The sequence below is a fragment of the Rhodococcus sp. H-CA8f genome, from assembly GCF_002501585.1.
GTDB lineage: Bacteria > Actinomycetota > Actinomycetes > Mycobacteriales > Mycobacteriaceae > Rhodococcus_F > Rhodococcus_F erythropolis.
In genome coordinates this window covers 1,907,708-1,932,371 of sequence record NZ_CP023720.1, presented here as the reverse complement: position 1 = coordinate 1,932,371, position 24,664 = coordinate 1,907,708, and the positions used below count along the sequence as shown (strand labels likewise).

29 protein-coding genes are annotated in these 24,664 nt (G+C 61.3%); 11 read left to right on the top strand and 18 right to left on the bottom strand.

The window, feature by feature from the left end; genetic code table 11:
- The first annotated feature begins 103 nt into the window (after window positions 1-103).
- A complete protein-coding gene (locus tag CPI83_RS30955) occupies window positions 104-280 on the top strand; it encodes a hypothetical protein (RefSeq protein WP_019744526.1) in 177 nt (58 codons plus the stop codon).
- Here the strand turns inward: CPI83_RS30955 and CPI83_RS09295 are convergent.
- Window positions 258-683: a (deoxy)nucleoside triphosphate pyrophosphohydrolase gene (locus CPI83_RS09295; RefSeq protein WP_097387126.1), complete on the bottom strand. Its 426-nt coding sequence runs from the start codon at window positions 681-683 to the stop codon at window positions 258-260. The two genes, CPI83_RS30955 and CPI83_RS09295, sit on opposite strands and share 23 nt — an antisense overlap.
- A 16-nt stretch (window positions 684-699) precedes the next feature.
- On the opposite strand from CPI83_RS09295, the gene CPI83_RS09290 reads away from it, so the two are divergent.
- The 3 genes from CPI83_RS09290 to CPI83_RS09280 all read left to right on the top strand — a co-directional run bounded on the left by CPI83_RS09290 (window position 700) and on the right by CPI83_RS09280 (window position 2,497).
- Window positions 700-1,002 (top strand): 4a-hydroxytetrahydrobiopterin dehydratase, encoded by a 303-nt coding sequence (locus tag CPI83_RS09290; RefSeq protein ID WP_019744528.1) that lies wholly within the window; start codon window positions 700-702, stop codon window positions 1,000-1,002.
- A 271-nt stretch (window positions 1,003-1,273) separates the two neighbouring features.
- Window positions 1,274-2,017, top strand: a complete 744-nt coding sequence (locus tag CPI83_RS09285; RefSeq protein WP_029255827.1) for a hypothetical protein — start codon at window positions 1,274-1,276, stop codon at window positions 2,015-2,017.
- 78 nt (window positions 2,018-2,095) lie between these two features.
- Window positions 2,096-2,497 (top strand): hypothetical protein, encoded by a 402-nt coding sequence (locus tag CPI83_RS09280; protein WP_232816897.1) that lies wholly within the window; start codon window positions 2,096-2,098, stop codon window positions 2,495-2,497.
- Here the strand turns inward: CPI83_RS09280 and CPI83_RS09275 are convergent.
- On the bottom strand, window positions 2,488-2,952 hold the full coding sequence (locus CPI83_RS09275; RefSeq protein ID WP_024487315.1) for a MarR family winged helix-turn-helix transcriptional regulator: 465 nt from the start codon (window positions 2,950-2,952) through the stop codon (window positions 2,488-2,490). The two genes, CPI83_RS09280 and CPI83_RS09275, sit on opposite strands and share 10 nt — an antisense overlap.
- A gap of 80 nt (window positions 2,953-3,032) precedes the next feature.
- Here CPI83_RS09275 and CPI83_RS09270 point away from each other — a divergent pair, with 80 nt between their 5' ends.
- Together CPI83_RS09270 and CPI83_RS09265 are read left to right on the top strand one after the other, a co-directional pair.
- The gene (locus CPI83_RS09270; RefSeq protein ID WP_019744532.1) at window positions 3,033-4,478 is read left to right on the top strand and encodes an MFS transporter; all 1,446 of its coding nucleotides are present in this window, start codon (window positions 3,033-3,035) and stop codon (window positions 4,476-4,478) included.
- Window positions 4,479-4,713: 235 nt separating this feature from the next.
- Window positions 4,714-5,214, top strand: coding sequence for a nuclear transport factor 2 family protein (locus CPI83_RS09265; protein WP_007726289.1), 501 nt, complete (start codon window positions 4,714-4,716; stop codon window positions 5,212-5,214).
- Here CPI83_RS09265 and CPI83_RS09260 read toward each other — a convergent pair.
- Complete coding sequence (locus CPI83_RS09260) at window positions 5,201-5,983, bottom strand: DUF1906 domain-containing protein (RefSeq protein WP_069146332.1); 783 nt, start codon at window positions 5,981-5,983, stop codon at window positions 5,201-5,203. The genes CPI83_RS09265 and CPI83_RS09260 overlap by 14 nt on opposite strands.
- An 888-nt stretch (window positions 5,984-6,871) precedes the next feature.
- On the opposite strand from CPI83_RS09260, the gene CPI83_RS09255 reads away from it, so the two are divergent.
- A complete protein-coding gene (locus CPI83_RS09255; RefSeq protein WP_031331074.1) occupies window positions 6,872-7,102 on the top strand; it encodes a PLD nuclease N-terminal domain-containing protein in 231 nt (76 codons plus the stop codon).
- Here the strand turns inward: CPI83_RS09255 and CPI83_RS09250 are convergent.
- The 8 genes from CPI83_RS09250 to CPI83_RS31315 all read right to left on the bottom strand — a co-directional run bounded on the left by CPI83_RS09250 (window position 7,090) and on the right by CPI83_RS31315 (window position 14,451).
- Window positions 7,090-8,031 (bottom strand): antibiotic biosynthesis monooxygenase, encoded by a 942-nt coding sequence (locus tag CPI83_RS09250; RefSeq protein ID WP_097387125.1) that lies wholly within the window; start codon window positions 8,029-8,031, stop codon window positions 7,090-7,092. The two genes, CPI83_RS09255 and CPI83_RS09250, sit on opposite strands and share 13 nt — an antisense overlap.
- Window position 8,032: 1 nt before the next feature.
- A complete protein-coding gene (locus CPI83_RS09245) occupies window positions 8,033-9,433 on the bottom strand; it encodes an amidohydrolase family protein (protein ID WP_020908493.1) in 1,401 nt (466 codons plus the stop codon).
- Between the two features lie 69 nt (window positions 9,434-9,502).
- Window positions 9,503-10,201, bottom strand: coding sequence for a CPBP family intramembrane glutamic endopeptidase (locus CPI83_RS09240; protein ID WP_020908494.1), 699 nt, complete (start codon window positions 10,199-10,201; stop codon window positions 9,503-9,505).
- Between the two features lie 168 nt (window positions 10,202-10,369).
- A complete protein-coding gene (locus CPI83_RS09235; protein ID WP_097387124.1) occupies window positions 10,370-11,353 on the bottom strand; it encodes an iron-siderophore ABC transporter substrate-binding protein in 984 nt (327 codons plus the stop codon).
- A gap of 89 nt (window positions 11,354-11,442) precedes the next feature.
- Window positions 11,443-11,922, bottom strand: coding sequence for a VOC family protein (locus tag CPI83_RS09230; protein ID WP_007726307.1), 480 nt, complete (start codon window positions 11,920-11,922; stop codon window positions 11,443-11,445).
- A gap of 85 nt (window positions 11,923-12,007) precedes the next feature.
- On the bottom strand, window positions 12,008-12,994 hold the full coding sequence (locus CPI83_RS09225) for an alpha/beta hydrolase family protein (RefSeq protein ID WP_232816895.1): 987 nt from the start codon (window positions 12,992-12,994) through the stop codon (window positions 12,008-12,010).
- A complete protein-coding gene (locus tag CPI83_RS09220) occupies window positions 12,991-13,995 on the bottom strand; it encodes an alpha/beta hydrolase family protein (RefSeq protein ID WP_097387122.1) in 1,005 nt (334 codons plus the stop codon). The genes CPI83_RS09225 and CPI83_RS09220 overlap by 4 nt, the downstream gene beginning before the upstream one ends.
- 330 nt (window positions 13,996-14,325) lie before the next feature.
- Window positions 14,326-14,451, bottom strand: a complete 126-nt coding sequence (locus CPI83_RS31315; protein ID WP_019744544.1) for a hypothetical protein — start codon at window positions 14,449-14,451, stop codon at window positions 14,326-14,328.
- Between the two features lie 272 nt (window positions 14,452-14,723).
- Between CPI83_RS31315 and CPI83_RS09215 the strand changes: the two genes are divergently transcribed.
- The gene (locus CPI83_RS09215; protein ID WP_097387121.1) at window positions 14,724-15,845 is read left to right on the top strand and encodes a winged helix DNA-binding domain-containing protein; all 1,122 of its coding nucleotides are present in this window, start codon (window positions 14,724-14,726) and stop codon (window positions 15,843-15,845) included.
- A 114-nt stretch (window positions 15,846-15,959) separates the two neighbouring features.
- The gene (locus CPI83_RS09210) at window positions 15,960-17,657 is read left to right on the top strand and encodes a fumarate hydratase (protein WP_003945198.1); all 1,698 of its coding nucleotides are present in this window, start codon (window positions 15,960-15,962) and stop codon (window positions 17,655-17,657) included.
- A 60-nt stretch (window positions 17,658-17,717) separates the two neighbouring features.
- On the opposite strand, the gene CPI83_RS09205 is transcribed toward CPI83_RS09210, so the two are convergent.
- The 7 genes from CPI83_RS09205 to CPI83_RS09175 all read right to left on the bottom strand — a co-directional run bounded on the left by CPI83_RS09205 (window position 17,718) and on the right by CPI83_RS09175 (window position 22,391).
- Window positions 17,718-18,068 (bottom strand): hypothetical protein, encoded by a 351-nt coding sequence (locus tag CPI83_RS09205; RefSeq protein WP_020908500.1) that lies wholly within the window; start codon window positions 18,066-18,068, stop codon window positions 17,718-17,720.
- Between the two features lie 53 nt (window positions 18,069-18,121).
- Window positions 18,122-18,685, bottom strand: coding sequence for a mismatch-specific DNA-glycosylase (locus CPI83_RS09200; protein ID WP_097387120.1), 564 nt, complete (start codon window positions 18,683-18,685; stop codon window positions 18,122-18,124).
- Window positions 18,686-18,705: 20 nt separating this feature from the next.
- On the bottom strand, window positions 18,706-20,034 hold the full coding sequence (locus CPI83_RS09195; protein WP_097387119.1) for a WS/DGAT domain-containing protein: 1,329 nt from the start codon (window positions 20,032-20,034) through the stop codon (window positions 18,706-18,708).
- A 32-nt stretch (window positions 20,035-20,066) separates the two neighbouring features.
- Entirely contained in the window at window positions 20,067-20,561 is a 495-nt protein-coding gene (locus tag CPI83_RS09190; RefSeq protein WP_084325339.1) for an SRPBCC family protein, read from the bottom strand.
- A gap of 75 nt (window positions 20,562-20,636) precedes the next feature.
- Complete coding sequence (locus tag CPI83_RS09185; RefSeq protein WP_097387118.1) at window positions 20,637-21,002, bottom strand: VOC family protein; 366 nt, start codon at window positions 21,000-21,002, stop codon at window positions 20,637-20,639.
- A complete protein-coding gene (locus CPI83_RS09180; protein ID WP_019744552.1) occupies window positions 20,999-21,385 on the bottom strand; it encodes a phage holin family protein in 387 nt (128 codons plus the stop codon). Before CPI83_RS09180 ends, CPI83_RS09185 begins: the two co-directional genes overlap by 4 nt.
- A gap of 40 nt (window positions 21,386-21,425) precedes the next feature.
- Complete coding sequence (locus CPI83_RS09175) at window positions 21,426-22,391, bottom strand: L-lactate dehydrogenase (RefSeq protein WP_020908505.1); 966 nt, start codon at window positions 22,389-22,391, stop codon at window positions 21,426-21,428.
- 107 nt (window positions 22,392-22,498) lie between these two features.
- Between CPI83_RS09175 and CPI83_RS09170 the strand changes: the two genes are divergently transcribed.
- Window positions 22,499-23,356: a PE-PPE domain-containing protein gene (locus CPI83_RS09170; RefSeq protein ID WP_097388151.1), complete on the top strand. Its 858-nt coding sequence runs from the start codon at window positions 22,499-22,501 to the stop codon at window positions 23,354-23,356.
- Window positions 23,357-23,451: 95 nt separating this feature from the next.
- Window positions 23,452-24,516 carry a glycerophosphodiester phosphodiesterase family protein gene (locus CPI83_RS09165; RefSeq protein ID WP_097388150.1) on the top strand — a complete coding sequence of 355 codons (1,065 nt, stop codon included), beginning with the start codon at window positions 23,452-23,454 and terminating at the stop codon, window positions 24,514-24,516.
- The last annotated feature ends 148 nt before the right edge of the window (window positions 24,517-24,664 follow it).

Genomic DNA, 24,664 nt, shown 5'->3' with positions numbered 1-24,664 from the left:
GAGTAGGATTACGACCTGGAGAAACAGGGTGTTTAAGGGTACGCTAACCTCGTTCCAAGAGCGGGCTCTCCGCCGTAGTGAAACAGGAAAGCCGCAGCGTCACATGGGAAAAATCAAGGCAAGCAAGGTCTCGAAGCTCAAGCCGAAAAAGAAGTGCTGCCGGAAGAAGACACGGTGCATCAAGTGCCCCGTCGTCATCATGCGGATGAAGAAGCTCGAGAACGAGGGCGCATCCAAGAAGGAACTGAAAGCCGGTCTCAAGAAGGCCCGCGCGGCGTAAGCGCCCTCAACTCCTCGAGCAGTTCGGGGATCCAGGCTCGATCGTTGTCGACCAGATCCATCGACAAGAGTTCTTCGGCATCGACCCATGCCAACTGGGCGTGGTCGAGCGCGACCGGTTCGCCGGACACCAACTCCGCCCGGTACGCCCGCAGGACCAACCCGGCCGACAGTTGCACATCGACGCCGATTCTTGTTCCGCATCGAACCTCTACCGCAAGCTCCTCGCGCAACTCGCGGGCCAACGCAGCCTGCGGCGTTTCGAAGTCCTCGACCTTCCCGCCCGGCAGTTCCCAGCGACCGGCCAACGCCGGCGGACTCGTCCGCTGCGCGAGGAGCAGCCTTCCCCCACGGAAGATCGCACCGGCGACAACTTCGCGATCCCTTGCAGGCACATCACTCATCGCACCATGATGGAGTATGGCCACTTTGTTGTCCGACTCCGCGATCCAAAGCGCTCTCGACGAACTGCCGGCCTGGCAGCTGTCGCCAGGCTCGATCACTCGTACCGTCGATTCCGCGACTTTCCCGGACGCGATCGCGCTTCTTCAACGCATCGCGGCTGTCGCCGAGGCCGCAGATCATCATCCCGACATCGACGTTCGCTGGCGAAAGGTCACGTACACGCTTTCGACACACTCGGCGGGCGGTCTCACGGAACTGGACTTCGACCTTGCCCGTCGAATTGACGTACTCGTCGACGATTCGGTCCGTTTCGCCTGATCTCCGAGTGAACAAACCTCGCAATCTGACGTAACAGTTGCATCAACTTTCACATAGATCACTTCAGTCACAGGTATGGTCGCCGTAAATCACGATCGAGGCCGGTCATGCCATAGACTCCCCCCGGTGCGTAGCTGCTCAGCAACTGAACAGCTGTACAACCCGGGGGCTCTGTACATAGAGTGACCCCTCGAGCCGTCAAACGCGGAGCTCGCCTAGGCGCCCGCGCGGTATGACTAAGGATGGGGAAACAGTGCTTCGAACCCGAGGTATGCGAAAGGCGTTCACCGCCGTCGCTATTGCCGCAGTAGCAGGACTGGCATTGCCGGCACAGGCAATGGCCGATCCGGCAGCACCGCCCGCACCCGAAAGTGTGCCGATCGAGTTCCTCGCATCGTTTGCGCCCGCCATCATCGGCGCCGCTGCAGGTCCGGCTGACGTCGCCGGCGGCCCGCAGCAAGCGTTGCTCGACCAAGCTCGCGCGATCCTGAACTCCCCCGGCATTCCGCCCGAGATCAAAGCCACCCTCGAGAAGGTCATCACCTTCCTCGACGGCAGCGGCGGCGGCGGACCGGAAATCCCGAACGAGAACGCCCCCGTCATCGCGCAGTTCCTCTACCCCACGCTTGGCAAGGGCTGCATCTCGGCCACCGCCGATTCGGTCGGAACCGCGCTTGCTGTTCCGGGCCCGGCTCACCTGCCTCCTCCCGGCCCCGCTGCCGGTCAGGCTGGATTCGTCTTCACCGCTCTCGGAACGGCTCCCGCCGTCGACGACCAGCCGGTGCCGATGACCGTGACGTGGGTCAACATCGACAACCAGCGCAGCGCCACCCAGAACCTGACCAACGCGTCGCGCATCAACCCGGATGGTCCCGCCACCTTGTCGGCTATTGCCGATACAGGTCCGGGACGCGTCCTCTCGGTGATCAGCGGTTCGCTGACCACCCAGCCGGAAGGCGCAGATCGCATCACCTGCAGCTTCCTCCCGACCGTGGGTATGTTCGCGGTCGCTTGATCGAAGTCTCGTGAAAGGGATCCGCCGAATTTCGGCGGGTCCCTTTTGCATCTCCGATCACCGTGATAGACCCGATAGATGGGACATCTACGAGTGGACATCACGCATGGCCGTCCAGACAAGGCATCGAGCCCAGACGACCAGTCGATACGGTCTCACAAGTCGAGTCGATCGATACTGTCCATCCGATCCGAGGGGTCCATTCTCTCGATCGGATCGGCGTATTCGATCCTCTCGATCGGTAGCGTCGGCTCTTTCCTCTCCATCGGAAGCATCGGGTCTACGGCGTCGGTGCTGAGTTCGGGCTCGTTCACCAGCCTCGGGTCGGCACTGTCCGGCCTCTCACGCTGGTCACTACTCTCCTGGCGTGGAAATCACGCAGCACCTGAGGAACATCCGAAACTTGTTGTCATTGCGCCGGAATCGGATTCGAGCGATCCGGATCGATCGCTGCGGTCCGTCTCGCACTCTCAGACCTGATTCGGTCGCGGCCAGTCGCGGCCTTCCAAGGACTCGACCGAGGTATTGAATTGCCGCAGTAGGTCACCGAGCGCGAGGCGTTGCTCCGGCGTCCACTCACGCAAGACCTTTTCGACGCCGGCCGTCGAATGTTCGCGATCTGCACGAAGTTTCGACAGACCCTGCACCGTCGGCCGAACCTTTCGCGCCAGCCCACCGTCCGGATCCTCCACTCGCTCCACCAAGCCCTGACGCCTCAGCGCGCCGATCTGCCGGTTGATGGTCGAGATGTCGAGCGAGAAGGCACAGGAGAGCTCCTTGAGGCTCATCGGTTGTTGCAATTCCAGTCGTCCGAGCAGTAGATACGCGGACCGGTCCAGATGAAGTTCCGCCCGTTGAGCGAGCGCGTGATAGCGCGAGAGCAGGGTCAACTCGTACTCGATATTCACCAGTTCAGGTTCCCGATCCACACTCATATTGTGCAGAATACACACGATGTGTAGCGTGCACACTGGGGCGAACGCACCGAAACCGAACACGCCATGGCGGGAGCCGAATGTCCGTTCACGCAGATTCGTCGAGCGTCGACGAGAAATCCCCGGACAAGAAAACCACGGCCACGAACTACGCCCCTTCTGGTCCCGTACTCACTGTCCTCGGGCTGTGCGGAATCGTCGTCGCCTTGATGCAGACGCTGGTAGTCCCCATCATTCCGCAGTTGCCTCACCTGCTGAACTCCACTCCCGCCGACACCTCGTGGGCGGTCACCGCAACGCTCCTCGCCGCCGCGGTGATCACGCCGATCAGCGGGCGCCTCGGCGACATGTTCGGCAAGAAGCGAATGCTGCTCGTCAGTCTCGGGATGGTCGTTTTGGGCTCAGCCATCTGTGCGATCGCACCTTCACTGATCGTGCTCGTTGTCGGCCGCGCTCTTCAAGGAGCATCGGTCGGGGCAATTCCATTGGGCATAGCAATCATTCGTGATGTTCTTCCACCGAAGAAAGTGGCCGGAGCTATGGCGGTCATGAGCGCCACCCTCGGCGTCGGCGGTGCGATCGGACTGCCGATCGCTGCGGTGATCGCTCAGAATGCCAACTGGCACTTCCTCTTCGTCACTTCGGCGGCGTTCGGGCTGATCTGCATCGCACTGGTTGCGTTCGTGATTCCCGAATCGACGGTACGACGCCCGGGACGCTTCGACTTCGTCGGAGCGTTCGGCCTCACCGTTGGTCTGATCACTCTGTTACTCCCCATCACCAAAGGCGGAACCTGGGGATGGGGCGACCCGAAAACCCTGGGCCTCCTGGCAGTTTCCGCTCTCAGTTTCCTCGTCTGGGGATGGTGGGAGCTTCGACGCAGCGCACCGCTGGTAGACCTCCGCGTATCGGCCCGGCCTCAGGTTCTCTTCACCAACTTCGCCTCGATCGCCGTCGGTTTTGCCATGTACGGCAATTCCTTGACGCTCCCCCAACTCCTCATGGCACCGACGTCCACCGGCTACGGACTCGGACTGTCCATGGTCGCAGCGGGACTCGCACTGGCCCCCGGCGGACTCGTCATGATGGCGCTCTCACCCGTCTCCGCTCGCATTTCGGCGTGGCGTGGCCCACGAATCACGCTGATGCTCGGCGCCCTCGTCATCGGATTGGGTTATGCCTTTGCATATTTCACGGTGTCGAGCGTCTGGCAGGTCGCCGTGGCCGGAATGTTCATCGGCGCGGGCGTCGGGCTCTCTTACTCGGCCATGCCCGCCCTGATCATGGGAGCAGTCCCCATCACGGAATCTGCAGCCGCGAACGGACTGAACTCCTTGATGCGATCGATCGGCACGTCGACGTCTGCCGCGATCGTGAGCGTCGTTCTGGCCGGAATGACCATCACCGTCGGCACCGCAGTGATTCCCTCGTTCGAGGCGTTTCGTGCCACGTTCCTGATTTCCATCGCCGCCGCCGCTGTGACGATGGTGTTCGCCGGGTTGATTCCCAAACAGAAAGTCACGTAAGGGAATCAACCCGGCAGAGGACTCACTTCTCCGAAGAGCCTTCGATGCTGCCAGTCTGCAACTTCGACAAAAGTGTGTAGATGAAATTGATGATGATCTCCACGTGGTGCCCTCTCACATAATGGGTCCCCGACCCGTCAACGACGGTACCGCAGAACTCTTCTGCATCGAATCACCGACAATCAATTCTGCAACGTGTTCTAATCTGAAGCGACGACAAACCGAGGAGCCCTTCATGACCTGGACGCGTACCGAACTCGAAGACGCCTTCGCGGGGTACCAGAACACCGTTGTCGAGTGCACTCGTTCCGGCGATTGGAACGCCTTCGCGGACATGTTCACCGAGGACGTCGTCTACGTGGAACACGCTTTCGGAACCCTCAATGGCCGAGAAGCTGTACGCAAGTGGGTCACTCGCACGATGACGGAGTTCCCGGGGCACCGCATGACCGAGTTCCCGGCCAACTGGTTCGTCGTCGACGAGCAGCGCGGATGGATCGTGTGCGAGATCGACAACCCGATGGAGGATCCGGGCGACGGATCCAAGCACGGAGCCGCCAACATCACGATCCTGCATTACGCCGGCAACGGATTGTGGTCTCGCGAAGAAGACGCCTACAACCCGATGAACTTCCTGTCGATGGCAAAAGCATGGTGCCTCGCCGCCGAAGCGGCGGGCACCCTCCCCGATGACGCCAAGGCCTGGCTCGCCAAATTCGGCGCTATGGTGCGATAGATCCTGTCGGTAACGAGGAACCAACCGGTTGGGCCGGCCCGACCGAGCCGGCCAACGACCACTGCCCGTAGTCGCGAGTGAGGATCGAGTTCAGATCCACGCCGACGCCGTCGACCTTGCGCTTGTCGATCTCGAACTGGTGCAGGTTTGCCCTCGGGTGCACATATCCTGCGGGTGAACCCCAATTGTGCTGCCAGAACCAGGTTCCGACGCCGGCGCTGATCATTGCGTCGATCACGCGCGTGTTTCCGTAGATACCGAGTGCTCCGTTGCCGACGACCGAGGCCCACCCCTCGAGGTACGGCGAGATCAGTGTAGTGATTTCGGTACTGGTCGGGTTGTCGTCGATCGACGCGTAAATCGGCCGACCGGACGGCCCACCAGCCGCAGCGTGTAGTTCGAGGCCACGGGAAGCATGACGCTTGCCTGCCTCGCGAGCCCCGCGCCAGTCCGCCGTTCCGCCCTTGCCGAATTGATAGCAGGAAACGACTTGGAGTCCGGCCGCCGTCAACGCGTCGGTTTCCCGCGCCAGTACGGGCTTGCCGACCATCCAATCGGCTCCCGGGCGCCTATCCGAGACATATCGAATGGCGCCTGCATACCCGGCGGCCTTGATTGCCTGAGCGGACGGCACACCGGCGGCGTAATCGAGCAGGGTCCCCAGCGAACCGGCATTGGCCACCGACGTCGTACCGCTCAATGCAGCGAGTCCGGCAGCTGCCGATCCAGCCGCTGCGTACTTGAAGAGGTTTCTTCGCGAGACGTGCACAAAGCTCCGATCATCGGCGTGTCCCGCTGGAAGTGGCGGGCAGGCAAGCTATCTTCTTTCGCTCGCATTCCACCACAGTCACATCATCCCCGCCATGCACTTGGCCAACAATGCTCACATTGTCACCAAATTGGACGCTAGACAGATAGTCAGACAGACAACAGTGGCCCCCGAAGACGATGTCTTCGGGGGCCACTGAGTCGGCCTAGCGGCCGGAAGCTATCAGCTGAGCGAGGTGAAGAAGCTCAGAGCGCTGAAGAGATCAGACGCGTTGCTGAAGAAGTCGTTGAGGAAGGTGAAGGCATCCGAGAATTCTGCGCTGCTCATGCGATGTGCTCCTGTCGAAGATACGGTCCAGAGGATTGCCGCCACGTGAGTGGCTGCTGGCGATAAGAGTAGAGGTCTTCCGTTACTTCCGCGACACCAAATGTGTCCGGGACGTTACATTTCGACCCCTTCGGGACACGGACATACACACAGGTGACGCCCACCGGCAGTGATCAAACTGTCACCTACGGACGATTTATTGACATATTCCGAACATCGTTCCCGATAACAGCTATCTCGCAGCATCAAACCTGTAGGCGGACCACAAGATTGGCAAGCCTTACTTAACAGAGAGGGCGTTGCTCCCGCTAGAGCGCGTACCAGCAGATTGGCCAAATCCCCCGCGGCAATGTGGCCACGCGAGGTTAGTCCGGGCGCAAACATTCAGCCACAGTTCGAGTTAGCGAGATCTTTACGCCGAAAACGACCATCCCGACTGACCGCGGGACCGTACCTAGCGGTCATCATGGTGACGCTATTCACACCGATTTGCGGAACTCCAGGCACCGATAGCAGCCCTATCTCGACACCAATCGGACGTTCGAGGGCACAGTGGAGTTCATGAACCTCACAAAAAAGAAATCCTGGAGTGAGCTGTCACCCGCGCAGCGCCGCGTGGTCTCCCTGCTCGCAACGATTCAGTCCCTGTTGGCGATCGCAGCGTGGACCGACCTGGCGCGACGCCCTGCCGATACGGTCAACGGCAGCAAGAAGAAGTGGGCGGCGATCATCTTCGTCAACTTCTTCGGGCCACTCACCTACTTCCGCCGAGGCCGGATTCAGTCGAAGTAGTCCCAGAACTGCAGCCACTTCACGGAGGCGAAGAGCGTCAGAGTCACGACGTACACCGCAATTACCGCTGCGACACCGCGCCAGTTGGTGCGGGGAACGGCGCCGTCGACCGGGTCGAGCCAGTGGCGGAACCACCTGGTGGCCGTCGGCATCAGGAACCACGTCATGGCGCCGACGCTGACTATCTGGCTCAACCACATCGACAGCCACGGCGGCGCTCCGATCCCGTCGAGCAGCGGCCCGAGAAATCGTGACAGCGTCATCACTGTCGGATAGAGAACGAGCAGGATGATCATCGCCGTTTTCCAATTCGGCGTCGCACGGGTCTGCCCGTTCTCCGTGCGCAGAATCGTGCCGAACGGTGTCGACCGCGTGGTCTCGGTGAAGTCCTCGGCCAACTCGGCTCGCAGTTTCGGCAGTGCCGCGGCCCTTTCGGGCGACGCCATCCACTCCGCCAATTGCTGCTCGGTCCGAAACCGAAGGACGGACTTCCACTGGGTGGAGTCGGTGACCGACCGCAACAACATCACCGACTCGTAGCCGGAGAATCGCGAACTGAGATCGATGAGATGGCGTTGCGTTCGCAGAAACTCGTGCTCCTTACCCACGACGACGACGTGGTCGTACACGCCGATACCGGGCGGCGGCAGAACTCCGTCGACGAGGACCAGATCACTCGTCTGTGCCAGAATTCCCGCTGCCGCAGCAGCTCTTTCGAGATCGCGGCGATCACCCGACTCCAGCCAACGGTGAAGATCGTCGGCACTGTCGAATGTGACAGACATGCCGTGCGACACCGGTTCCGGTTGATCACTGATGCCACAGCTCAGGTAGCCGTCGAATCGACCGGCGGTCTCGGCCGCACGCTCGACCCACGCCCGGAATCCCGAACTCGTTCGGTGATACCCGGTGATGGCGGTTGCGGACACGTCAGCCCGACACCCGGCGCCCTTGCACGTATACGTGCGCAATCGCGGGCTCGCGCATCGCCATCAGGAGGCCGAAGAGCGTCTGGTCGCGGGCGAGTATCGGATCATCCGAACGCGTTCCGTGGTTGACGAGCCCGGCGAGCGGCGGCCACCCGGAGGGATCGATCACCAGGAAGTCGGCCTCTTTGCCCTCGTCGAAGTTGCCGATCCGGTTCTCCATGTCCAGCGCGCGAGCACCGGCGAGTGTTCCGGTGAACAGCAGTTCGGCGGGGTGCATCGACACTCCGTCGTCGCCGGCTTCGGAGATATGAACCTTGAAGGCGTCGCCGAGGACTCGGGTGAGCAGGCACTCGTCGCCGCCGCCGAAGTCCGATCCGATCGCGATGTTGACCCCTGACGCAACGGTTCGCTTCCACGGCATGGTGCCTGAGCCGAGAAACTGCTGGGACGTCGGGCAATGTGCGATCGAGGTTCCGGTCTCGGCCATTCGTGCGAGTTCGGAGTCCTGGCAGTGCACCGAGTGCGCGAGTATCGCGCGCGGACCCAGAAAGCTCTTTCCGCCGACCTGTGAGCCGGGGAGGAACTTGCCGTCGTACGTGTCGAGATAGGTCTCGACCTCGTACTCGGCGAGTGTGGTTGCCACCTCGCCGGTTCCCGGCCGATTGTTCTCATTGAGGTGACTGTGGAAGTAGACGCCTCGGTCACGGACCGAGTCGTACAACTCCCCCAAGTCTTTCAGCGTCCGTGTTGTCACCGCGAGGGAGAAGCGAGGAACCACTGCAACGTGAATGAGTGCGGTGTTCACGTCGCCGGTGTCGGCCGCGTGCCACTTGTCGATCTCCTCGCGGGTGAGTCTGATCGCGTCCTCTTCCGAGGTGATCAGCGCGGCAGCGGACGCCGGGCCGGTGGTCTGAATCCCGCGGCCGCTGACCACTCGAAGGCCGCGATTCAGAGTTTCACTGAACAATGCGTCCTGTGCGTGCGGGAAGGCCGATCCGAACACCATCGCGGCCGTCGTTCCCGTGGCGATTCGGCGAGCGCAGAAGGCCTCGGCAGCGTGCTGGGCGAACTCCGGATCAGCGAATCTCGATTCGGAGGGAAAGACGCACAGGTCGAGCCACTCGAGGAGTTGGCCGCCGCCGTACGCATCGCCGGCGTAGGTCTGCGGGAAATGAATGTGGGCATCGACGAATCCGGGCAGCAGGAAACCCGGTCGATGATCGTGAATTTCGCCGCCCGCGAGGTCTCCGGGGAGCGATTCGAATTCTCCGCAGTAGACGATCGTTCCGGCATCGTCGATCGCCAAGACGCCGTCGGGGATCGAGACGAGCGACTGCGCCGCATCCTCAACCGTCGGACGACCGGAAATGTGGAAGACATGGCCTCGATGAAGGTGCGTCACTTACTGAGCAAAGCACAAAACTACCCGGCGCCGCGCGGCGAATGCTGTCCTTTTTGTCAGATATTGGGATCAAGCAAGAGTTGCATGCCAAACAAGAGCCGCAGCCAGCGCACCTGCACCGTTCAACGACCAATGCAGAGCAATCGGCGCAATGAGACTGCCGCTTCGATGACGAAGCCAGGTGAATACGAGACCGGCCGCAGCGGTGGCGAGAACAGCTCCGAGGATACCGGCGACCTGGCCGACGACTCCGGTACCGAGAAAGCCGGACAGACCTTCGTTACCGCTGGTCAAACCCATCGACGACGCGATGTGCCACAGTCCGAACATCAGAGAACCGGCAGCGGCGACGCCGCGGAATCCACTGACCCGGTTCAACGTGCCGTGCAGGACGCCACGGAAAGCCAACTCTTCGGGAATGACGGTCTGCAGCGGGATCACGATCATCGACGCGATGATCGCGCCGGAAATTGTGGCGTAGCGATCCGCCATGAAGAAGGGGCGTGTAAGCGGAAGCAACGCGCCGACGGCGACAACGGTCAGGACCAGGCCGACAGCGGCAAGGGCGTACTTCGAACCCCGCCGGAGATCGCGAGGTGAGAGCCCCAATTCCGCCCATCCCATTCCCCGGCGCTTGGTGAGCGCCAACAGGACGAGAGCAGAGATGGGTACCGTCGCGATGCTTGCCCAGGCGGTGGTGAAATGCGCGATCAGATTGGTTCCCACCAGCACCACGATCACAACAGCGATATCCACGTATGCATGCATCCGCGGAAAACGAGGAGCGGTCGTTGCGATCTCCACTGGACCGATCTCCACTGGGCCGCCGCTCGTTAGCTGAAAGTTCACTTTTTCCAGTGTACTGACGCATGAGAACTGCCCGCCACTGTTTGCGAACACGCTCACAGTGACGGGCAGGTCCCGAAACACCTCTGATCAGGCGCCGAGCGTGCTCGCAAACTTCGGAACGGCGTTGTCGATTGCGTAGGTCAACCCCGGTACCGAGCCACTCGAGAACGCATTGACGAGTGCCGGGTCATCGAGGATCAACAGATGTCCCTCCTGGGCCGACGGGATTGCGCGCAGTAGCGGATCGTTCGCAAACGCACTGCTGTCGAGGAAGATCGGAAACAGCACCGTGAGATCCGCGTCGAACAAGTTCAGGTTCTCGTTGGCGACCGGGATATAGAAGTTTCCGGTGGCTTTTTCGGTGATCGCCGTCGGGATCGTGAAGCCGAGGCGCGTCATGAAGTCTGCGCGTGCGTCGCCTGGTACGTACGCGCCGTAACCATCGGAACTGTAGGCGCCGACGGCCGCTGTCTTACCCGCAAAGCTCGGATTGGCGGCAATTGCAGCGTCGAACTTGGCGTCCAGGCCGGACAGTAGCGCCTTTCCTTCTGCTTCCTTGCCGAGAGCCTTCGCGACGAGTTCGGTCTGCTGCTCGACCGTCGTCCCGTACGCAGTGGCCAGACCCGGGGGCGGCCCGACCGTCGGCGCGATGGCGCTGAGCTTGTCGTAGGTGGCCTGCGTGTTGTCGCTTCTCGTCCACAAAATCAGGTCCGGGTCGAGAGCAATGACGTCCTCGATGCTCAGGTCCATCGTTCCGAGGATCTTCGGGTCCGTGGTGAACTCGTCCGCAATCCAGGGTCCGACGCCCTTGCCACCGAACGCCATCCAGTCCGCGACACCGACCGGCTGTGTTCCGAGGGCAAGTGCCGTCTCGGCGTCCGACCAACCGAGCGCGACGACGCGCTGCGGGTTGGCCGGGACCTCGACGTCACCGAACATGGTCGAGACGGTTGCTCCCGCCGCCGCGGGTGCGTCAGCGCTGTCACTGCTGCAGCCGGCAAGCCCGGCGACGGCGAGCGAGGCCGCCAAGGCCGTGACTGCAATCTTCATTCGAGAGACTTTGATTCGCATGGTTACCAGCACTCCTCCAACGCTCCAGCGAGAATTAGGGAAGGCTAGCATCAGCTAACGAAGACTGTCGCCCATCGGCCAGATCGTGTTCAGGATGCGTCTGCGGCCCGTTCGAGCTCTGCGATGTCGATCTTCTTCATCTTCATCATCGCGTCCGTGGCGCGTTGTGCCTTGGCCCGATCCGGATCCTTCATCAGTTCGAGAAGACGATTCGGGACTACCTGCCAGGACAATCCGAACTTGTCCTTGGCCCATCCGCACGGGCCCTCTTCCCCACCTTCAGTCAGCCTGGACCAGTAGTGATCGACCTCAGCCTGATCGACGCACGGAATCTCGAATGACACTGCTTCCGAGAACGTGAACATCGGTCCGCCGTTCAATCCGGTGAATCGCTGACCGCCGAGCTCGAAGCTGACGGTCATCACCGATCCCGCCGGCATTCCGGAAGGCGATCCCTCGACGTATCTTTCGATTCCCAGGATCTGCCCGGAACCGAACACCGAGATGTAGAAGTTCGCTGCTTCTTCTGCTTGGTTGTCGAACCACAAACAGGGAGTGATGGAAGGCATGTTCTGTCCTTGTCGATGAGGTTACGAATCAGGTGTACAGAGTTATAGACCCGGCCCGAAGCGGAAACTCATCGCAAGGAATTACTCAAGCCGACAACGCAGAGTCGAGCATCGGCCAGGAGCGAACGAGTTCGTCGCGCCAGTACGGCCAACCGTGCGTCCCCACCGGTTGAGCGCTGCGGGTGACATCGACTCCGCGATCGCGCAACACCTGCGTGATCTGGTCGGTGCACAGGTTCGATCCCAGTTCCATGACCCCGCCAACGACCAGTACCCGGCCCAGGGCAGGAGTATCGAGAGTTTCGTGCGGGCCTGGTAGTCCCGATCCCGAGGCGAGATACACCTTGGTGCCGCGCAGCTTGTCGGCATTGGCGAAAATGTCGTGCTCTTGCCAAGCCTCACTGCCGGCCGGACCCCACATCTGCTCCGAACGGGCATTTCCGTTGACGACCACAAGATCGGTCAACGCCTTGCCGAATCCTCCGACGGTTGTGTAGCAGCCGCTGTAGCCCGCGACCGCGTCGTACAACCCGGCCGAGCGTTGGGCCAGGATCAGCGCGGCCTCTGCACCCATCGAGATCCCGCCGATTGCGTTGTGCCCGTTGGTTGCGAACCTCGTGTCGATCAGTGAGGGAAGCTCTTTCGTCAGGAACGTCTCCCATTTCAGACGACCGAATTTCGGGTGGTCTTCCTGCCAATCGGTGTACATGGTGCCGGTTCCACCGATGGGGAGTACGACGTTCACGTTCTTGTCGGCAAAGAACGGGACGATGTCGCCGTTGGCCGGAGCCAGCCAGTTGTTCTCTTCGATCTGCCCGGAATTGCCGTCCAGGAGATACAGCGTCCCGCGCGGTTCCGAGCGGTCGGCAGGAAGCAGCACTTTCACCTGCACGGTGCGCCCCATGGCGGGACTCGCGACGTCGAGAAGAACCAAGCGCGAAGACAGTTCGGTGACACTCGTTATCTTCGGGGTCTCGTCGGCGAGCGCGGTCGAGGGCAACGCAAGTAGTGAAATCAAGGCGAGCGCGCCGACGAGAACGACGCTTCGAAGGCTTGCTCGATGGGGCCTCATACGCCGAGCGACGCGGCGATCATCGGCCACGAGTCGCGTAAGTCGTCTTCCCAGTATCCCCATGAATGCGTTCCTGCCGGCTTGAAGTTGTAGCGAATGTTGTTCATACCCAATGCGTTCGTCCTGTCCGCAAGCTGGGTGGTGCAGTAGTGAGTTGCCGCCTCGATTCCGCCACCGAGTGCAAGCTGCAACGCCAAATCTGTGACGTCGTTGTCGATCCGTGGATCGGCAAGCGTGTCGTACGGACCCGGAGTCCCGGTTGCGGTAGTGATGTACATCGGGATTCGAGGTAGCTTGTCCGCGTTGACAACCGGATCGTGAGCCGGCCAACCCGGGCCATCGTACGGACCCCACATGTTCTCCGCGTTGCCACCACCCACTGCGACCACGAGTTTCACGAAGTCCTGACCGATGCCTGGACTCGTCATCGCACACCCGCTGAAGGACCCGACACTGTTGTACAGCGCGGGCGCCGCCATAGCCAGATCCAGTACCGACGTGCCTGCCATCGACAAGCCGGCAAGTGCGTTCTCGCCGGTCGTCCCGAACGTCGAATCAATGACTGGCGGTAGTTCTTCCGTCAGGAACGTGGTCCACATGTTGACCCCGTTGTTGTTGCCGGATTTCGCGAGGCCGGGGTCCGGCCGCTCCCAATCGGTGTAGTAGCTGAATGCTCCACCGAGAGGGGTGACCACGTTGACGTGCTTGTCCGCGAAGAACTTCGGTGCATCGGTCCGCACCGACCACGTCGCGTCGTCTTTGCCTCCGTCCACTCCATTGAGTAGGTAGAGCGTCGGAGCGGGCGTGGAGGTATCAGCCGGCCGCAAGACCTGCAACGGAATGTCGCGCCCCATCGACGGTGAGTACACCGAGATGTCGACCAGCCTGCTGTCCACCGACTGAGCGTGACCCGGTGCCGTGAGGAGCTGGAGCCCACATACTGCCGTGGCCAACGCCACGAAGACGCGGAAAACCGTTCGCAAAGCACGAGTCTCGATCATCCGGGTCACTCTCTTCGGCAGCGGAACCTTTCGAACGGTACCGGCTGAAAGAGGCAAACCCGACGTGATCGGAAAAACTCGATCCGGTCGACCTAGTTCCGATCGACGCGGAAAGGCTCACGCACCGAGTGCGTGAGCCTTTCTCGTCAGACGACGCTTACTTGGGCGTAACCGTGCCGCCGCTGAGCGTGGTCAGTGCGTCGACGAGACGCTGACCGAGGTTGTTGACGCTTCCGATGGCTTCACCGAGAGATCCCATGAGTTTCCTCCTGCAGTTTGTCGAAATTGAAGTAACTACACCCGGAGCGGGCGTGGCAATGTCGCGCTGAATTAGGGGGTGGGGTCTTTGGAGATGGTCTCTACCGATCCCATGAAGGTCTTGAGCAGACCGTCAGCGCTGAACAGTGATCCCAGGCCCTGAACAACAGCGCCGAGAATTCCTTCCATTGAACCCATGTGAATCTCCTTGAGAGGTCAGAGGTCAGCTGCCGAAAAGCACCCGACAGTGCTGTGACAGCTGCGTCACATCTGTAATGTATCCGTGACGTGGGTAACAGTAATCATACGAACGACCAGTTGGCAAAGGATTCCGACAATGGGGTCATTATTTCGACTAATAAGGTCTGCTACTGAAAAAATTCCGGACAATCGGTCGAATTTCACCGATTCTGTCGTCGCATTGATCAACTGCCCCAAATCCTGCGGTTACCCACCAGTAAACTGAAATCATGTCTAGCGCAACCTCACTCACGCAGGTAGCTAATTTCCGGTGGCACCGCCATCAACTCGACCGAGCGGCTGCCGGTGACGCCGATCACAGCGATTGCAGCATTCTCGATCTCGGGATTCAGAACACCGGACCTGACGGAGCCGCCTGGGCCCTGCGGATCCGCGGCCTCCGCGGCGACGTCACTGAGCTCGCTCTTGCCTGGACGTTGCGCGGCGCTCCCCACTATTACCGTCGGGGCGACCTGCCTGCCATCGCCGTCGCCACGTCGCCGTTCAGCGAGGCTGATGCAGCCAAGCGCATTTACGACGCGAATCGGCCCCTGAAGGCCGCCGGCATCCCGACGCTGAGTGCCCTGCAAACAGTTGCTACTGCGATGCGGGACATCGTCTCGAAACCAACCGTCAAGGGCGAGATGTCCGCGCAATTGACCACGCGGGTCACCGAGCCCTATTTGAGATTCTGCCGCCCGTGCAACGCCACTCATCTGTACGAGATGCCGTTCCGGCTCGCGGCGCTTCAGGCAGGCCTCCAGCTACAGCCGGGCACATCTCCCCCAGTGCTCGAACGCATTCCGGGTTGGCGCCGACGCCCGTACACAGCCTCAGGTTCAGACGCCGATCCCCGCTTCGACGTGATTCGCGGGTATCTGCGCTTCTACGGCCCCGCCGCTCCTGCTCACGTCGCGTCGTTTCTCGATGCCCCGGTCAAGGACGTCAAAGCCCACTGGCCCGTCGATGCCGAGGAGATCGAGGTGAACGGCGAGAAGCGGTGGATTCTCGAACAAGACCGCGAAGACTTGCTCGGCTCCCCCTCCGATTCGAGTACGCGCTTGCTCGGGCCTTTCGATCCGTATGTACAGCTCAAGGATCGGGAGACCCTGGTGCCCGATCCGGCCGCCCAGAAGACGGTGTGGCCGACCCTCGGGCGACCGGGCACGGTGGTGGTCGGCGGCACGATCACCGGACTGTGGCGACCGCGGGCGTCCGGAAAGAAGCTGAAGGTCGCGATCACCCCGTGGGGAACGTGGTCACGATCGGCCCGTGCAGCAGTGGCCGAGCAGGCCGAAATACTTGCCGAATTTCGCGGCGCCGAGCTCTCCGAACTGGTCGAAGTATCTTGATCGAGCCAGTGGCATCCGGATAATTCCAGCTCACACCCGCCCCGATTCGGAGAAGGAAACCCCCAACGATAACCTGAATGCGACCTTCGCACGCACCCTTGTTCAGGAGAGATGATGGCCGACTTCCTCTATGAGGACCTGTTGCCGATCGGTGATGACACCACCGAGTACCGATTGCTCACCACCGAAGGGGTGTCGACAGTCGAGGGACCGGACGGCCGCACCTTCCTTCAGGTCGAGCCGGAAGCGATGCGCTTGCTGACCGAAACGGCGCTGCACGACATCTCTCATTACCTGCGCACGGATCACCTGACGCAGCTCGCGAGCATCCTCGACGATCCCGAAGCGTCGAACAACGACAAGTTCGTCGCGCTCGACCTGCTCAAGAACGCCAATATCGCCGCTGCCGGCGTTCTGCCGATGTGCCAGGACACCGGAACCGCCATCGTCATGGGCAAGCGTGGACAGCACGTACTCACCCCCGGCGACGACGAGAAGTCCATTGCCCGCGGTGTCTACGACGCCTACACGCGTCTGAACCTGCGCTACTCGCAGAACGCCCCCATCACGATGTGGGACGAGAAGAACACTGGCAACAACTTGCCCGCACAGATCGAGCTGTACGCCGATACTGCTGCCGGACATGAGAACTCGTACAAGTTCCTCTTCATGGCCAAGGGCGGCGGCAGCGCCAACAAGTCCTACCTGTACCAGGAAACCAAAGCGATCCTGAACCCCGACTCGATGATGCAGTTCCTCGAGGCAAAGATCCGCTCGCTCGGTACCGCTGCCTGCCCGCCGTACCACCTTGCAATCGTCGTCGGCGGCACGTCGGCCGAGTTCGCGATGAAGACAGCCAAGTACGCGTCCGCGCACTACCTCGACGAGCTCCCCACCGAAGGCGCCATTACGGGCCGCGGCTTCCGCGATCACGAACTCGAGAAGAAGGTCTTCGAGCTCACGCAGAAGATCGGCATCGGCGCACAGTTCGGCGGTAAGTACTTCTGCCACGACGTCCGCGTCGTTCGACTCCCCCGCCACGGCGCTTCATTGCCCGTCGCCATTGCGGTGTCGTGCTCGGCCGATCGACAGGCGAAGGCCAAAATCACGCCGGAGGGCGTGTTCCTGGAACAGCTCGAATTCAACCCGGGCCGTTTCCTGCCCGAGGTCACGGACGCTCAGCTCGACGAAGAGACCGATGGCATTTCGGGTACCGGCAAGGGTGCTGCGGTCAAGATCGACCTCACCAAGCCGATGGCCGAGATCCTCGCCGAGCTTTCCAAGCACCCGGTGAAGACTCGTCTGTCGCTCACCGGTCCGCTCGTCGTGGCACGCGACATCGCGCACGCCAAGATCAAAGAGCGTCTCGACGCAGGTGAAGAGATGCCGCAGTACCTCAAGGATCACCCGGTGTACTACGCCGGCCCAGCCAAGACGCCCGACGGTATGGCGTCCGGTTCGTTCGGCCCGACCACGGCCGGCCGTATGGACTCGTACGTCGAGCAGTTCCAGGCCGCCGGTGGCTCGATGATCATGCTGGCCAAGGGAAACCGTTCCAAGCAGGTTACCGACGCCTGCAACACCCACGGAGGTTTCTACCTCGGATCGATCGGTGGGCCGGCGGCTCGCCTGGCACTCGACTGCATCAAGAAGGTCGACATCCTCGAGTACGCCGAACTGGGTATGGAAGCCGTCTGGAAGATCGACGTCGAGGACTTCCCCGCGTTCATCGTCGTCGACGACAAGGGCAACGACTTCTTCGCCCACACCGGTGAAGTGACCCTGACGATCGGCAAGCGTCCGGGCCTGTAGACGCGTCAACAGCAAAGAGCCCCGGCGAGTTTCGATCGCCGGGGCTCTTTTGTGTCTTTGTCAGGTCCAGAGCGCGGCCACGAATACGGTTACGATCGACAACCCGCCGACGACGTGCACCAGATTCGGATTGGGTTGCCCCTTCTTCTGCTTCGCCCGGGTGATCTCGGCCAGCGCCACGATCACCAGCGAAAGCACCAGCTTCACAGCGATTTTCGCGTGAATGTAGTTCTTGTCCAGCGCGCCTTCGCCCAAGCCGACGATGATCAGGCCGGACACGAACTGCATCCTGGCACCCCACACCATGACCTCGGTGATCGAAGGAGCCTTGAGGACGGTGAAGTAGCTACCGACCAGGGCAGCCATACCGAGTAGGTGAATCACTACAAAGATGTTGTAAAGAACAGACATACGATCACTCTATCCCGTACTTCGTTCCAGGCGAACGGAACTGAGAGTTCCTGTCAGAATATCCCGGCTTCGGCTGCAGCAGAACGGTATTTGGCGGCCAACGTATCCACCGTCTCGTGTGCGTTCAGCCCACTGGGATTGGGCACGATCCACAGTTTTGCCCCCTCGAAATCGCGGTCTTGGCGCCCGGCCTTCGCCTTCTTGTCACCGAAAGCTGTTCGATAGGCGGTGATCCCGGCGAAGGCAACGACTACTGGTTTGGTTGCGCGCACGATCTTTCGGACCCGGACTCCGCCAGTTGCGAGCTCCTCCGACGTCAATTCATCTGCGCGCGCAGTTGCCCGCACCGCCAAGTTGGTGATCCCCACTCCCCGATCGATCAGATGTTGTGTGTCAGCGTCCGACATACCCGCGGAAGGATCGATCGGACGCTCGATGATGCCTGCCCTCAGTAGTGCCGGGTAGAACCGATTACCCGGCCTGGCGAAATGCGCGCCCGTCGCCGCCGTCCACAGTCCCGGATTGATACCGACGAACAACAGCCGACAATTCGGCCCGATCAGATCGTCGATCTCGGCGTCTCGGAACGATTCCAGTTCGGCACGCGTGAATCCCATGCTGCCAGTACATCAGGCCGTCACGACAGTGCTTCTCGTACCTCGTCGATCGCGTCGTGCATCATCTGCTCGTACACGTCGATGTCCGGGATCGAGGCCGGACTGCTGGTGATGCTGATCGTCACCGTGTCCCCGATCCCGTGTACGCCGTGGGTCAAGGACATGACCGGTGACAAACTCGGGAAGCCCGCTGTGAACCGAACGACGCCGCCTCCGAGCACCAGATCCGCGTCACCGCGCGCGACACTCGACACCACGGTGTTGCCGGTGACCTCGTCGGGCACTGCCGCGAAATCGTATTGCTGCACGCCCCAACGGACCAGCGGGCCGGGAACCGCGTTCAGCGCGAGATCCGAAGCTGCGCTGGACGGATGGGATGCCCGTGCGCGACGCTCGTCCATCGACGCCTTGATCCGTTGGGCTCGCTCACGGAGGTCATCGACATCCGGGAACAGTCCGACACCTGCATTGCGGAAGTGGTTGCGCGCCGTGGGTGTACCCGCCTTGGCGATGGTCACCTCAGCTCCCAGTTCCGGCGGTACCGAGCCGTCTCGCTCGGTGAGGTAATTCGCCATCGCTACCGAGATGGCTGTCATCGCTCCGACCGTGACGGATACGCCGTCACCACGGAAATCTGCGCTGTCCCGCACGACCATGCACACCAGTCGGTGAGATCCAGGCGGGATGTTGGAGCGCACCTTGGGACGGCTCGCCGCCTGCGGCGCAACAACTCCCGATTCGGTGTCCGCCTGCAGCTGTAACTGCGCTCGGTGCCCCGCCCGACCGTCGCGGAACAGCGAAACAAGTTGACCCGGAAGGCGCAGGGCGGCGCGGCCCAGAATCTCGGCTGATCCGCTACGCCGCACGTCCGTCTTCTGCTTTGCGGGCGGTTGCGGCGAGAACAGCTGGCGAGCAATCGCCGACGCGCGTTTGCCGTCCGCCAGAGAATGAGCGACCTGCAGAACTGCGATCAGCGCCGGGCCGCTACAACGCGGCGCGCCGGTGACGCCGTGGAACAGGTGAAGCGTCCACGGGGACTCACGCGGGTCGACGTGGTTTTCGAGAAGCTTTTCGATTCCGTGAATACACGATGGCCACGAGTCATCCGGCAGCTCATGCACTCTCACCAACGAGGCATCGACCGGCATGGGATCCCAGAGCGGATAGTCGAGATGCCACGGTGATTCACGAATCCGAACATTGAGATCCGGAATGAGCGACGCTCTTTCCACCACCGAGCGTCGTAGCTCGTCGATCGACTGGCTCTGCCCGTCGAAACAGTAGAGCAGTAGTTGATCGTTGGGGATCTTCTCCGAAATCCAGAAGGTTTGGGCATCGGTGGGCGTCATCCGTAACACCGGGAGACGGTACCACCGGCTCGTCAGCCCTTTTCGGCAGCAGCTTTCAGCTGGGACAGGCCCTTCTCGAAATCCTTTCCGACGAGCTTGTCCATGCTGAAGATGAAACCGAAGATCTTGAAGAACAGATTCTTCTTTCCAGTCATCTTCCACGTCACCTGAACTTCACCGGCATTGGGAGAGGCACCTGCATTCGGAGAGATGAGAAAGGTGGTGACGTTCTGTGCCTTGAACGGCTTGAGGAAGGCCAGGTCCAAAACTACGCGTTCGTCTGGGACGGATTCGGTGATCACCATCGAACCGGAACCTGCCTTCTTGTTGCCGGCCCAGGCGTACGAAGCCCCGACGCCCGCGTCAGGACCCGCGTACGTGCGCTGCATTGCCGGGTCGAGACCTTCCCAGGGCGAGAACTGCGTCCACTGGTGGAAATCGTTGATCAACGCGAAGACGACCGAAGCTTCTGCCTTGACGATCGTCGTACGTTCTACCAGGAATTCGTCGGAATTCTGCGAAGCCATCGTCGATCTCCAAATCTCGGGCGTGACAAGTGTTCGGAATTATCCACGGTCGACGAGATCGGGGCGAGTCGACACTCAGTCGCGCAGACACAGGCAGAAGTGGTGACCGACCGGGTCGCGGTAGACGCGGAAAGTCTGATGCTCCGGGATGCCGATCACCCGCTGCGCACCCAGGCTGATGACCCAAGCCTCCGCGGGGTCGAGAGAATCGACGAGCAGATCCAGATGGATTCCGACGCCGGATGTCGGCCAGTCGACCGGAACAAAATCCGGAGCAAGCTGAAACGCGAGCCGCTCGCCGGCGGGTCCTTCGATCACGTGCCAATCATCTTCGTCCCGAACGCTTTTCCAGTCGAGGACCTGGACGTAGAAGTTGGCCAATGCAGCCGGATCCGGGCAGTCCAGGACTGCGTAGTCCATACCGATGTTCGGACGCGTCACTGAGCCTTCTTCTCCTGAACTTTCTTACGCACGAACAACAACGGAAGCACCAGCGTCGCAAGTGCTGTTACCAGCCACACGACGACTGTTCCCAGAATCCACGTCGAGACACCGGAGATCGACAGATTGGAGAAAAGCGACGCCACCAACAGAGCGACAAACGTCGACACCAATCCGATTCCGCCGAGAAATGCTGGTGCGTGGCGCTTTGCCACTGTCGCGATGAACGGCGCCAGGACCGACTGCGCTATCGCAAAGATCACGACCGCAACGATGAATCCGGATGTGGGCGCCGAGAAGCCCGAAAGAATCAACGACGCAACAAGAAGCCCGACAGCGGCAGAACCCAGGAAGATCGCGGCGCGAATCAGGAAGCTGATCATTTGTTGATCCTATATGTCGGATATCGAGCAGAACAGATATTCACAATCCCAGAGATTCCTGCACCTCTCGCAATGTACGGGCAGAAGATCGGAGCCCCGAAGCCTCTTTTTCTGAAAGCGGTACCTCGAGGACTCGACCGGCACCCGCGCGACCAACCATCGTGGGAAGGGACAGGCAAACGCGATCGAGTCCGTGGACACCGGTCTGCAAGGTCGATACCGGAAGAACCCGTTGTTCGTCCCGCAACACGACTTCCGCGATGAATGCGCTCGACAATCCGATGGCGAGGTTGGTCGCACCCTTTCCTTCGATGATCTCGTAGGCACTCTCGACCACAGACTTCGCGACATTCGCGCGTAAGTCGGGGCCGAGGACTCCGCCCGACGGTCCCACGAACGAGGTGGCCGGCACTCCGCCGATGGTTGCGCTCGACCAGAGCGGAATCTCGGAGTCCCCGTGCTCGCCGACGATGAAGGCATGGACGTTCTCGACCGCGACTCCGAGTTCGGTGGCCAGCAGGAATCGCAATCGGGCCGTGTCGAGCACCGTCCCCGATCCGAAAATTCGGCTGCGGTACGACGGTCCCGCAGCCTGGATCGCTGCGTAGGTCGCCACGTCGACCGGGTTGGTGACGAAGAGTAGAACCGCGTCCGGTGACACCGCCAACAGTTGTTCGGTCAGAGTCTGTGCAATCTTGACGTTCACCGCGGCAAGTTCGAGCCGCGATTGGCCGGGATGCTGTTTTGCGCCCGCGGTGACGACGACCAAGTCGGATCCCGCGGTGACCGAGATGTCATCACCTCCCTCGACGGTGCACGGCGGTGTGAACTGGGTGCCGTGGTTGAGATCGAGAACTTCGGCGCGGACCTTTGCACTGTTGGTGTCGTAGAGGGCGAGCGCGTCGGCTGATCCGCGTATCAAGCACGCGTACGCAATCGCAGTGCCGACGCTTCCCGCACCGACAACGGACACTTTTCGCCTGGATGAACGATTCGGCGTCGTCATGGGTAAATGGTGCTCGCTCGATAACGATTTCGCAGCACAACGGATTGCCAGTCTCTTCTCAGGGTTTGGATGCCGATCTCTCAGAATTGACGTGGATCATCGCTGGCATGGCTGAGGTAACCGTTCTTGCAGTTGGCGGCACCGGTGAATCCCACGTCGGCGACCACGGCGACCGTGTGCGCGGACTCCTCAGTGCCGTCACCGACGAACTCGACAGTCGATTCGATTCTCGCTGGGTCGCCTATCCCGCTTCGTACGGCCCAGTCGCCGACGGCGGCCTGAGCTTTCGGCACAGCACCGCGATGGGTGTGAAGGCCCTCTCGACCTCAATCGCAGAGATAGACGGCCCAGTCATGCTGATCGGATACTCACAGGGATGCACCGTGATCCGCGCGGCACTCCCGACGTTTACTTCTCCGACGCTGAACGGCGCCAACATCATCGGAGTCGGACTGATCTCCGATCCACAACAACCGACCGGCGTCATCGAAGGTTGCGAGGGACACGGAGTTGCCGGCGACGGACCCGAAGTCCAGCCGTGGATTCCGGTCAAGTGGATCGGGCACCCACAGGACATGATCTGTAATGCCAGCGACGACAGCTACATTCGCGACATCGCAGACTTGACGCGCTGGATGTCCTTCTCCCAGGCACGCGTGTGGGCACAAAAAGTTTGGGAACTACTTCGTAGCAATGCTTTCCAGAATGCGCAGAAGACTCGTTTCAGTCCGAAACAGTGGCGCACCGATCTACGACGCATTCGCACCGCGTTCCTCGAAGTCCTCGGCTATCTGCCGACGCGGTTGAACCTGAACCGCTTTCAGCTGGAGAACCCTCGCGGCGGTAGACACATCAGCTACGCGATCGAACCTCTCGACGAGAGCGGACTGACCGGGTGCGAGCTTCTGGCGTCGTGGATGAAGGTCCAGGCAAACGGCGTCGAGCAGCGCGTTCACGCAGCCTGACCTTTACCGTTAGTTTACCTAACGAACCCCGGCGAGCCATTCGACGCCCTTACGTTCCTTTCATGCAACTGAGCAGAATATTGTCGTGTGCCGCCGTGACCGTCGCACTCCCCCTCACCGCCCTGGCGACCCCGGCCGGCGCATCGCCAACCGGCAGTCTCGACTGGTCCGGTTCGTTCGGTAGTTCAGCACCCCAGCCGGTTTCGACGTTCGACGTCCAAGCCCACCGCGGCGGGCTCGGCCTGTACACGGAGAGCAGCCTGGCCGCGTTCTCCAATGCTCTCGAAATGGGCGTCAGCACACTGGAACTCGATACCCAGATCACCGAAGACGGGATCGCTGTCGTCACGCACGATCGTAAGATCTCGAACAAGAAATGCCTCGACACCGAGCCCGCCACTACCGGCGACCCGGAGTTCCCGTACGTCGGCAAATTCGTCAACACGCTGAACCTGCAACAGATCAAGACCATGGACTGTGGCACGCTCCCTCTTGCCGGATACCCTGAGCAGCAGAGTGTTCCGGGAGCGAAAATGCAGACGCTCGAAGAAGTGCTCGCTCTGGTGAAGTCGTACAACGCTCCCGGAATCAAGCTCAACATCGAGACCAAGGTGGAAGCGGGAGCGCCCCACGAGACCGCCCCGCGTGAGCAGTTCGTCTCTGTAGTCCTCGATACGATCCGGGCAGCCGGATTGTTGGACAGCGTCACCATTCAGAGCTTCGACTGGGGCTCGCTCATGCTCACCCGTCAACTCGCGCCGAGTGTGCCCGTGGTCGCGCTCACCAACGGTGACTTTCTCCAGGTAGGCAAGGACGGAGCGTCACCGTGGCTCGGCGGTCTGGACATCGATGATTTCGGTGGCGACGGCATCGCGGCGGTGGCAACCTTCGGCGCCTCCGCCTACTCCCCCGTCCAAGGAACTCCCCAGGGTGGAAAGGTCGGCGACCCCGGCTTCGCCTTGTACCCGACAGCCGACATGATCGCGAGCGCACATGCGCGTGGCATGAAGGTCATCCCGTGGACCGTCGATGATCCCGCCACCATGCACGCCCTCATAGACCTGGGTGTCGACGGAATCATCACCGATTACCCTGACCGTCTCCGCGCCGTCCTGTCCGAGCGCGGTATGCCGCTACCAGCGCCTGCGGTCAAGAAGTAACCTCCACCGCGCACCGAAGCAGGTACCTGAACAGGTACTTCGGCCGATGTCCGCGGGGTGTCGCCGGACGCATCCTGGACAGGTACTTGCTCGGGTGATCGGAGGTGAATTCTGATGATGTCTTTGAAGGATCAGTTGGACAACTGCG

What these genes read in the sequence shown, in the direction of transcription:
- CPI83_RS09200 (WP_097387120.1), bottom strand. Translation starts at nt 18,685, where the DNA reads ATGGGATTCACGCGTGCCGAACTGGAATCGTTCCGAGACGCCGAGATC.
- CPI83_RS09270 (WP_019744532.1), top strand. Translation starts at nt 3,033, where the DNA reads ATGTCCGTTCACGCAGATTCGTCGAGCGTCGACGAGAAATCCCCGGAC.
- CPI83_RS09180 (WP_019744552.1), bottom strand. Translation starts at nt 21,385, where the DNA reads ATGATCAGCTTCCTGATTCGCGCCGCGATCTTCCTGGGTTCTGCCGCT.
- CPI83_RS09265 (WP_007726289.1), top strand. Translation starts at nt 4,714, where the DNA reads ATGACCTGGACGCGTACCGAACTCGAAGACGCCTTCGCGGGGTACCAG.
- CPI83_RS09285 (WP_029255827.1), top strand. Translation starts at nt 1,274, where the DNA reads ATGCGAAAGGCGTTCACCGCCGTCGCTATTGCCGCAGTAGCAGGACTG.
- CPI83_RS09225 (WP_232816895.1), bottom strand. Translation starts at nt 12,994, where the DNA reads ATGAGGCCCCATCGAGCAAGCCTTCGAAGCGTCGTTCTCGTCGGCGCG.
- CPI83_RS09220 (WP_097387122.1), bottom strand. Translation starts at nt 13,995, where the DNA reads ATGATCGAGACTCGTGCTTTGCGAACGGTTTTCCGCGTCTTCGTGGCG.
- CPI83_RS09195 (WP_097387119.1), bottom strand. Translation starts at nt 20,034, where the DNA reads ATGACGCCCACCGATGCCCAAACCTTCTGGATTTCGGAGAAGATCCCC.
- CPI83_RS09255 (WP_031331074.1), top strand. Translation starts at nt 6,872, where the DNA reads ATGAACCTCACAAAAAAGAAATCCTGGAGTGAGCTGTCACCCGCGCAG.
- CPI83_RS09205 (WP_020908500.1), bottom strand. Translation starts at nt 18,068, where the DNA reads ATGTCTGTTCTTTACAACATCTTTGTAGTGATTCACCTACTCGGTATG.
- CPI83_RS09280 (WP_232816897.1), top strand. Translation starts at nt 2,096, where the DNA reads ATGGGACATCTACGAGTGGACATCACGCATGGCCGTCCAGACAAGGCA.
- CPI83_RS09175 (WP_020908505.1), bottom strand. Translation starts at nt 22,391, where the DNA reads ATGACGACGCCGAATCGTTCATCCAGGCGAAAAGTGTCCGTTGTCGGT.
- CPI83_RS09230 (WP_007726307.1), bottom strand. Translation starts at nt 11,922, where the DNA reads ATGCCTTCCATCACTCCCTGTTTGTGGTTCGACAACCAAGCAGAAGAA.
- CPI83_RS09290 (WP_019744528.1), top strand. Translation starts at nt 700, where the DNA reads ATGGCCACTTTGTTGTCCGACTCCGCGATCCAAAGCGCTCTCGACGAA.
- CPI83_RS09190 (WP_084325339.1), bottom strand. Translation starts at nt 20,561, where the DNA reads ATGGCTTCGCAGAATTCCGACGAATTCCTGGTAGAACGTACGACGATC.
- CPI83_RS09235 (WP_097387124.1), bottom strand. Translation starts at nt 11,353, where the DNA reads ATGCGAATCAAAGTCTCTCGAATGAAGATTGCAGTCACGGCCTTGGCG.
- CPI83_RS09215 (WP_097387121.1), top strand. Translation starts at nt 14,724, where the DNA reads ATGTCTAGCGCAACCTCACTCACGCAGGTAGCTAATTTCCGGTGGCAC.
- CPI83_RS31315 (WP_019744544.1), bottom strand. Translation starts at nt 14,451, where the DNA reads ATGGGTTCAATGGAAGGAATTCTCGGCGCTGTTGTTCAGGGCCTGGGA.
- CPI83_RS09210 (WP_003945198.1), top strand. Translation starts at nt 15,960, where the DNA reads ATGGCCGACTTCCTCTATGAGGACCTGTTGCCGATCGGTGATGACACC.
- CPI83_RS09275 (WP_024487315.1), bottom strand. Translation starts at nt 2,952, where the DNA reads ATGAGTGTGGATCGGGAACCTGAACTGGTGAATATCGAGTACGAGTTG.
- CPI83_RS09295 (WP_097387126.1), bottom strand. Translation starts at nt 683, where the DNA reads ATGAGTGATGTGCCTGCAAGGGATCGCGAAGTTGTCGCCGGTGCGATC.
- CPI83_RS30955 (WP_019744526.1), top strand. Translation starts at nt 104, where the DNA reads ATGGGAAAAATCAAGGCAAGCAAGGTCTCGAAGCTCAAGCCGAAAAAG.
- CPI83_RS09240 (WP_020908494.1), bottom strand. Translation starts at nt 10,201, where the DNA reads ATGCATGCATACGTGGATATCGCTGTTGTGATCGTGGTGCTGGTGGGA.
- CPI83_RS09170 (WP_097388151.1), top strand. Translation starts at nt 22,499, where the DNA reads ATGGCTGAGGTAACCGTTCTTGCAGTTGGCGGCACCGGTGAATCCCAC.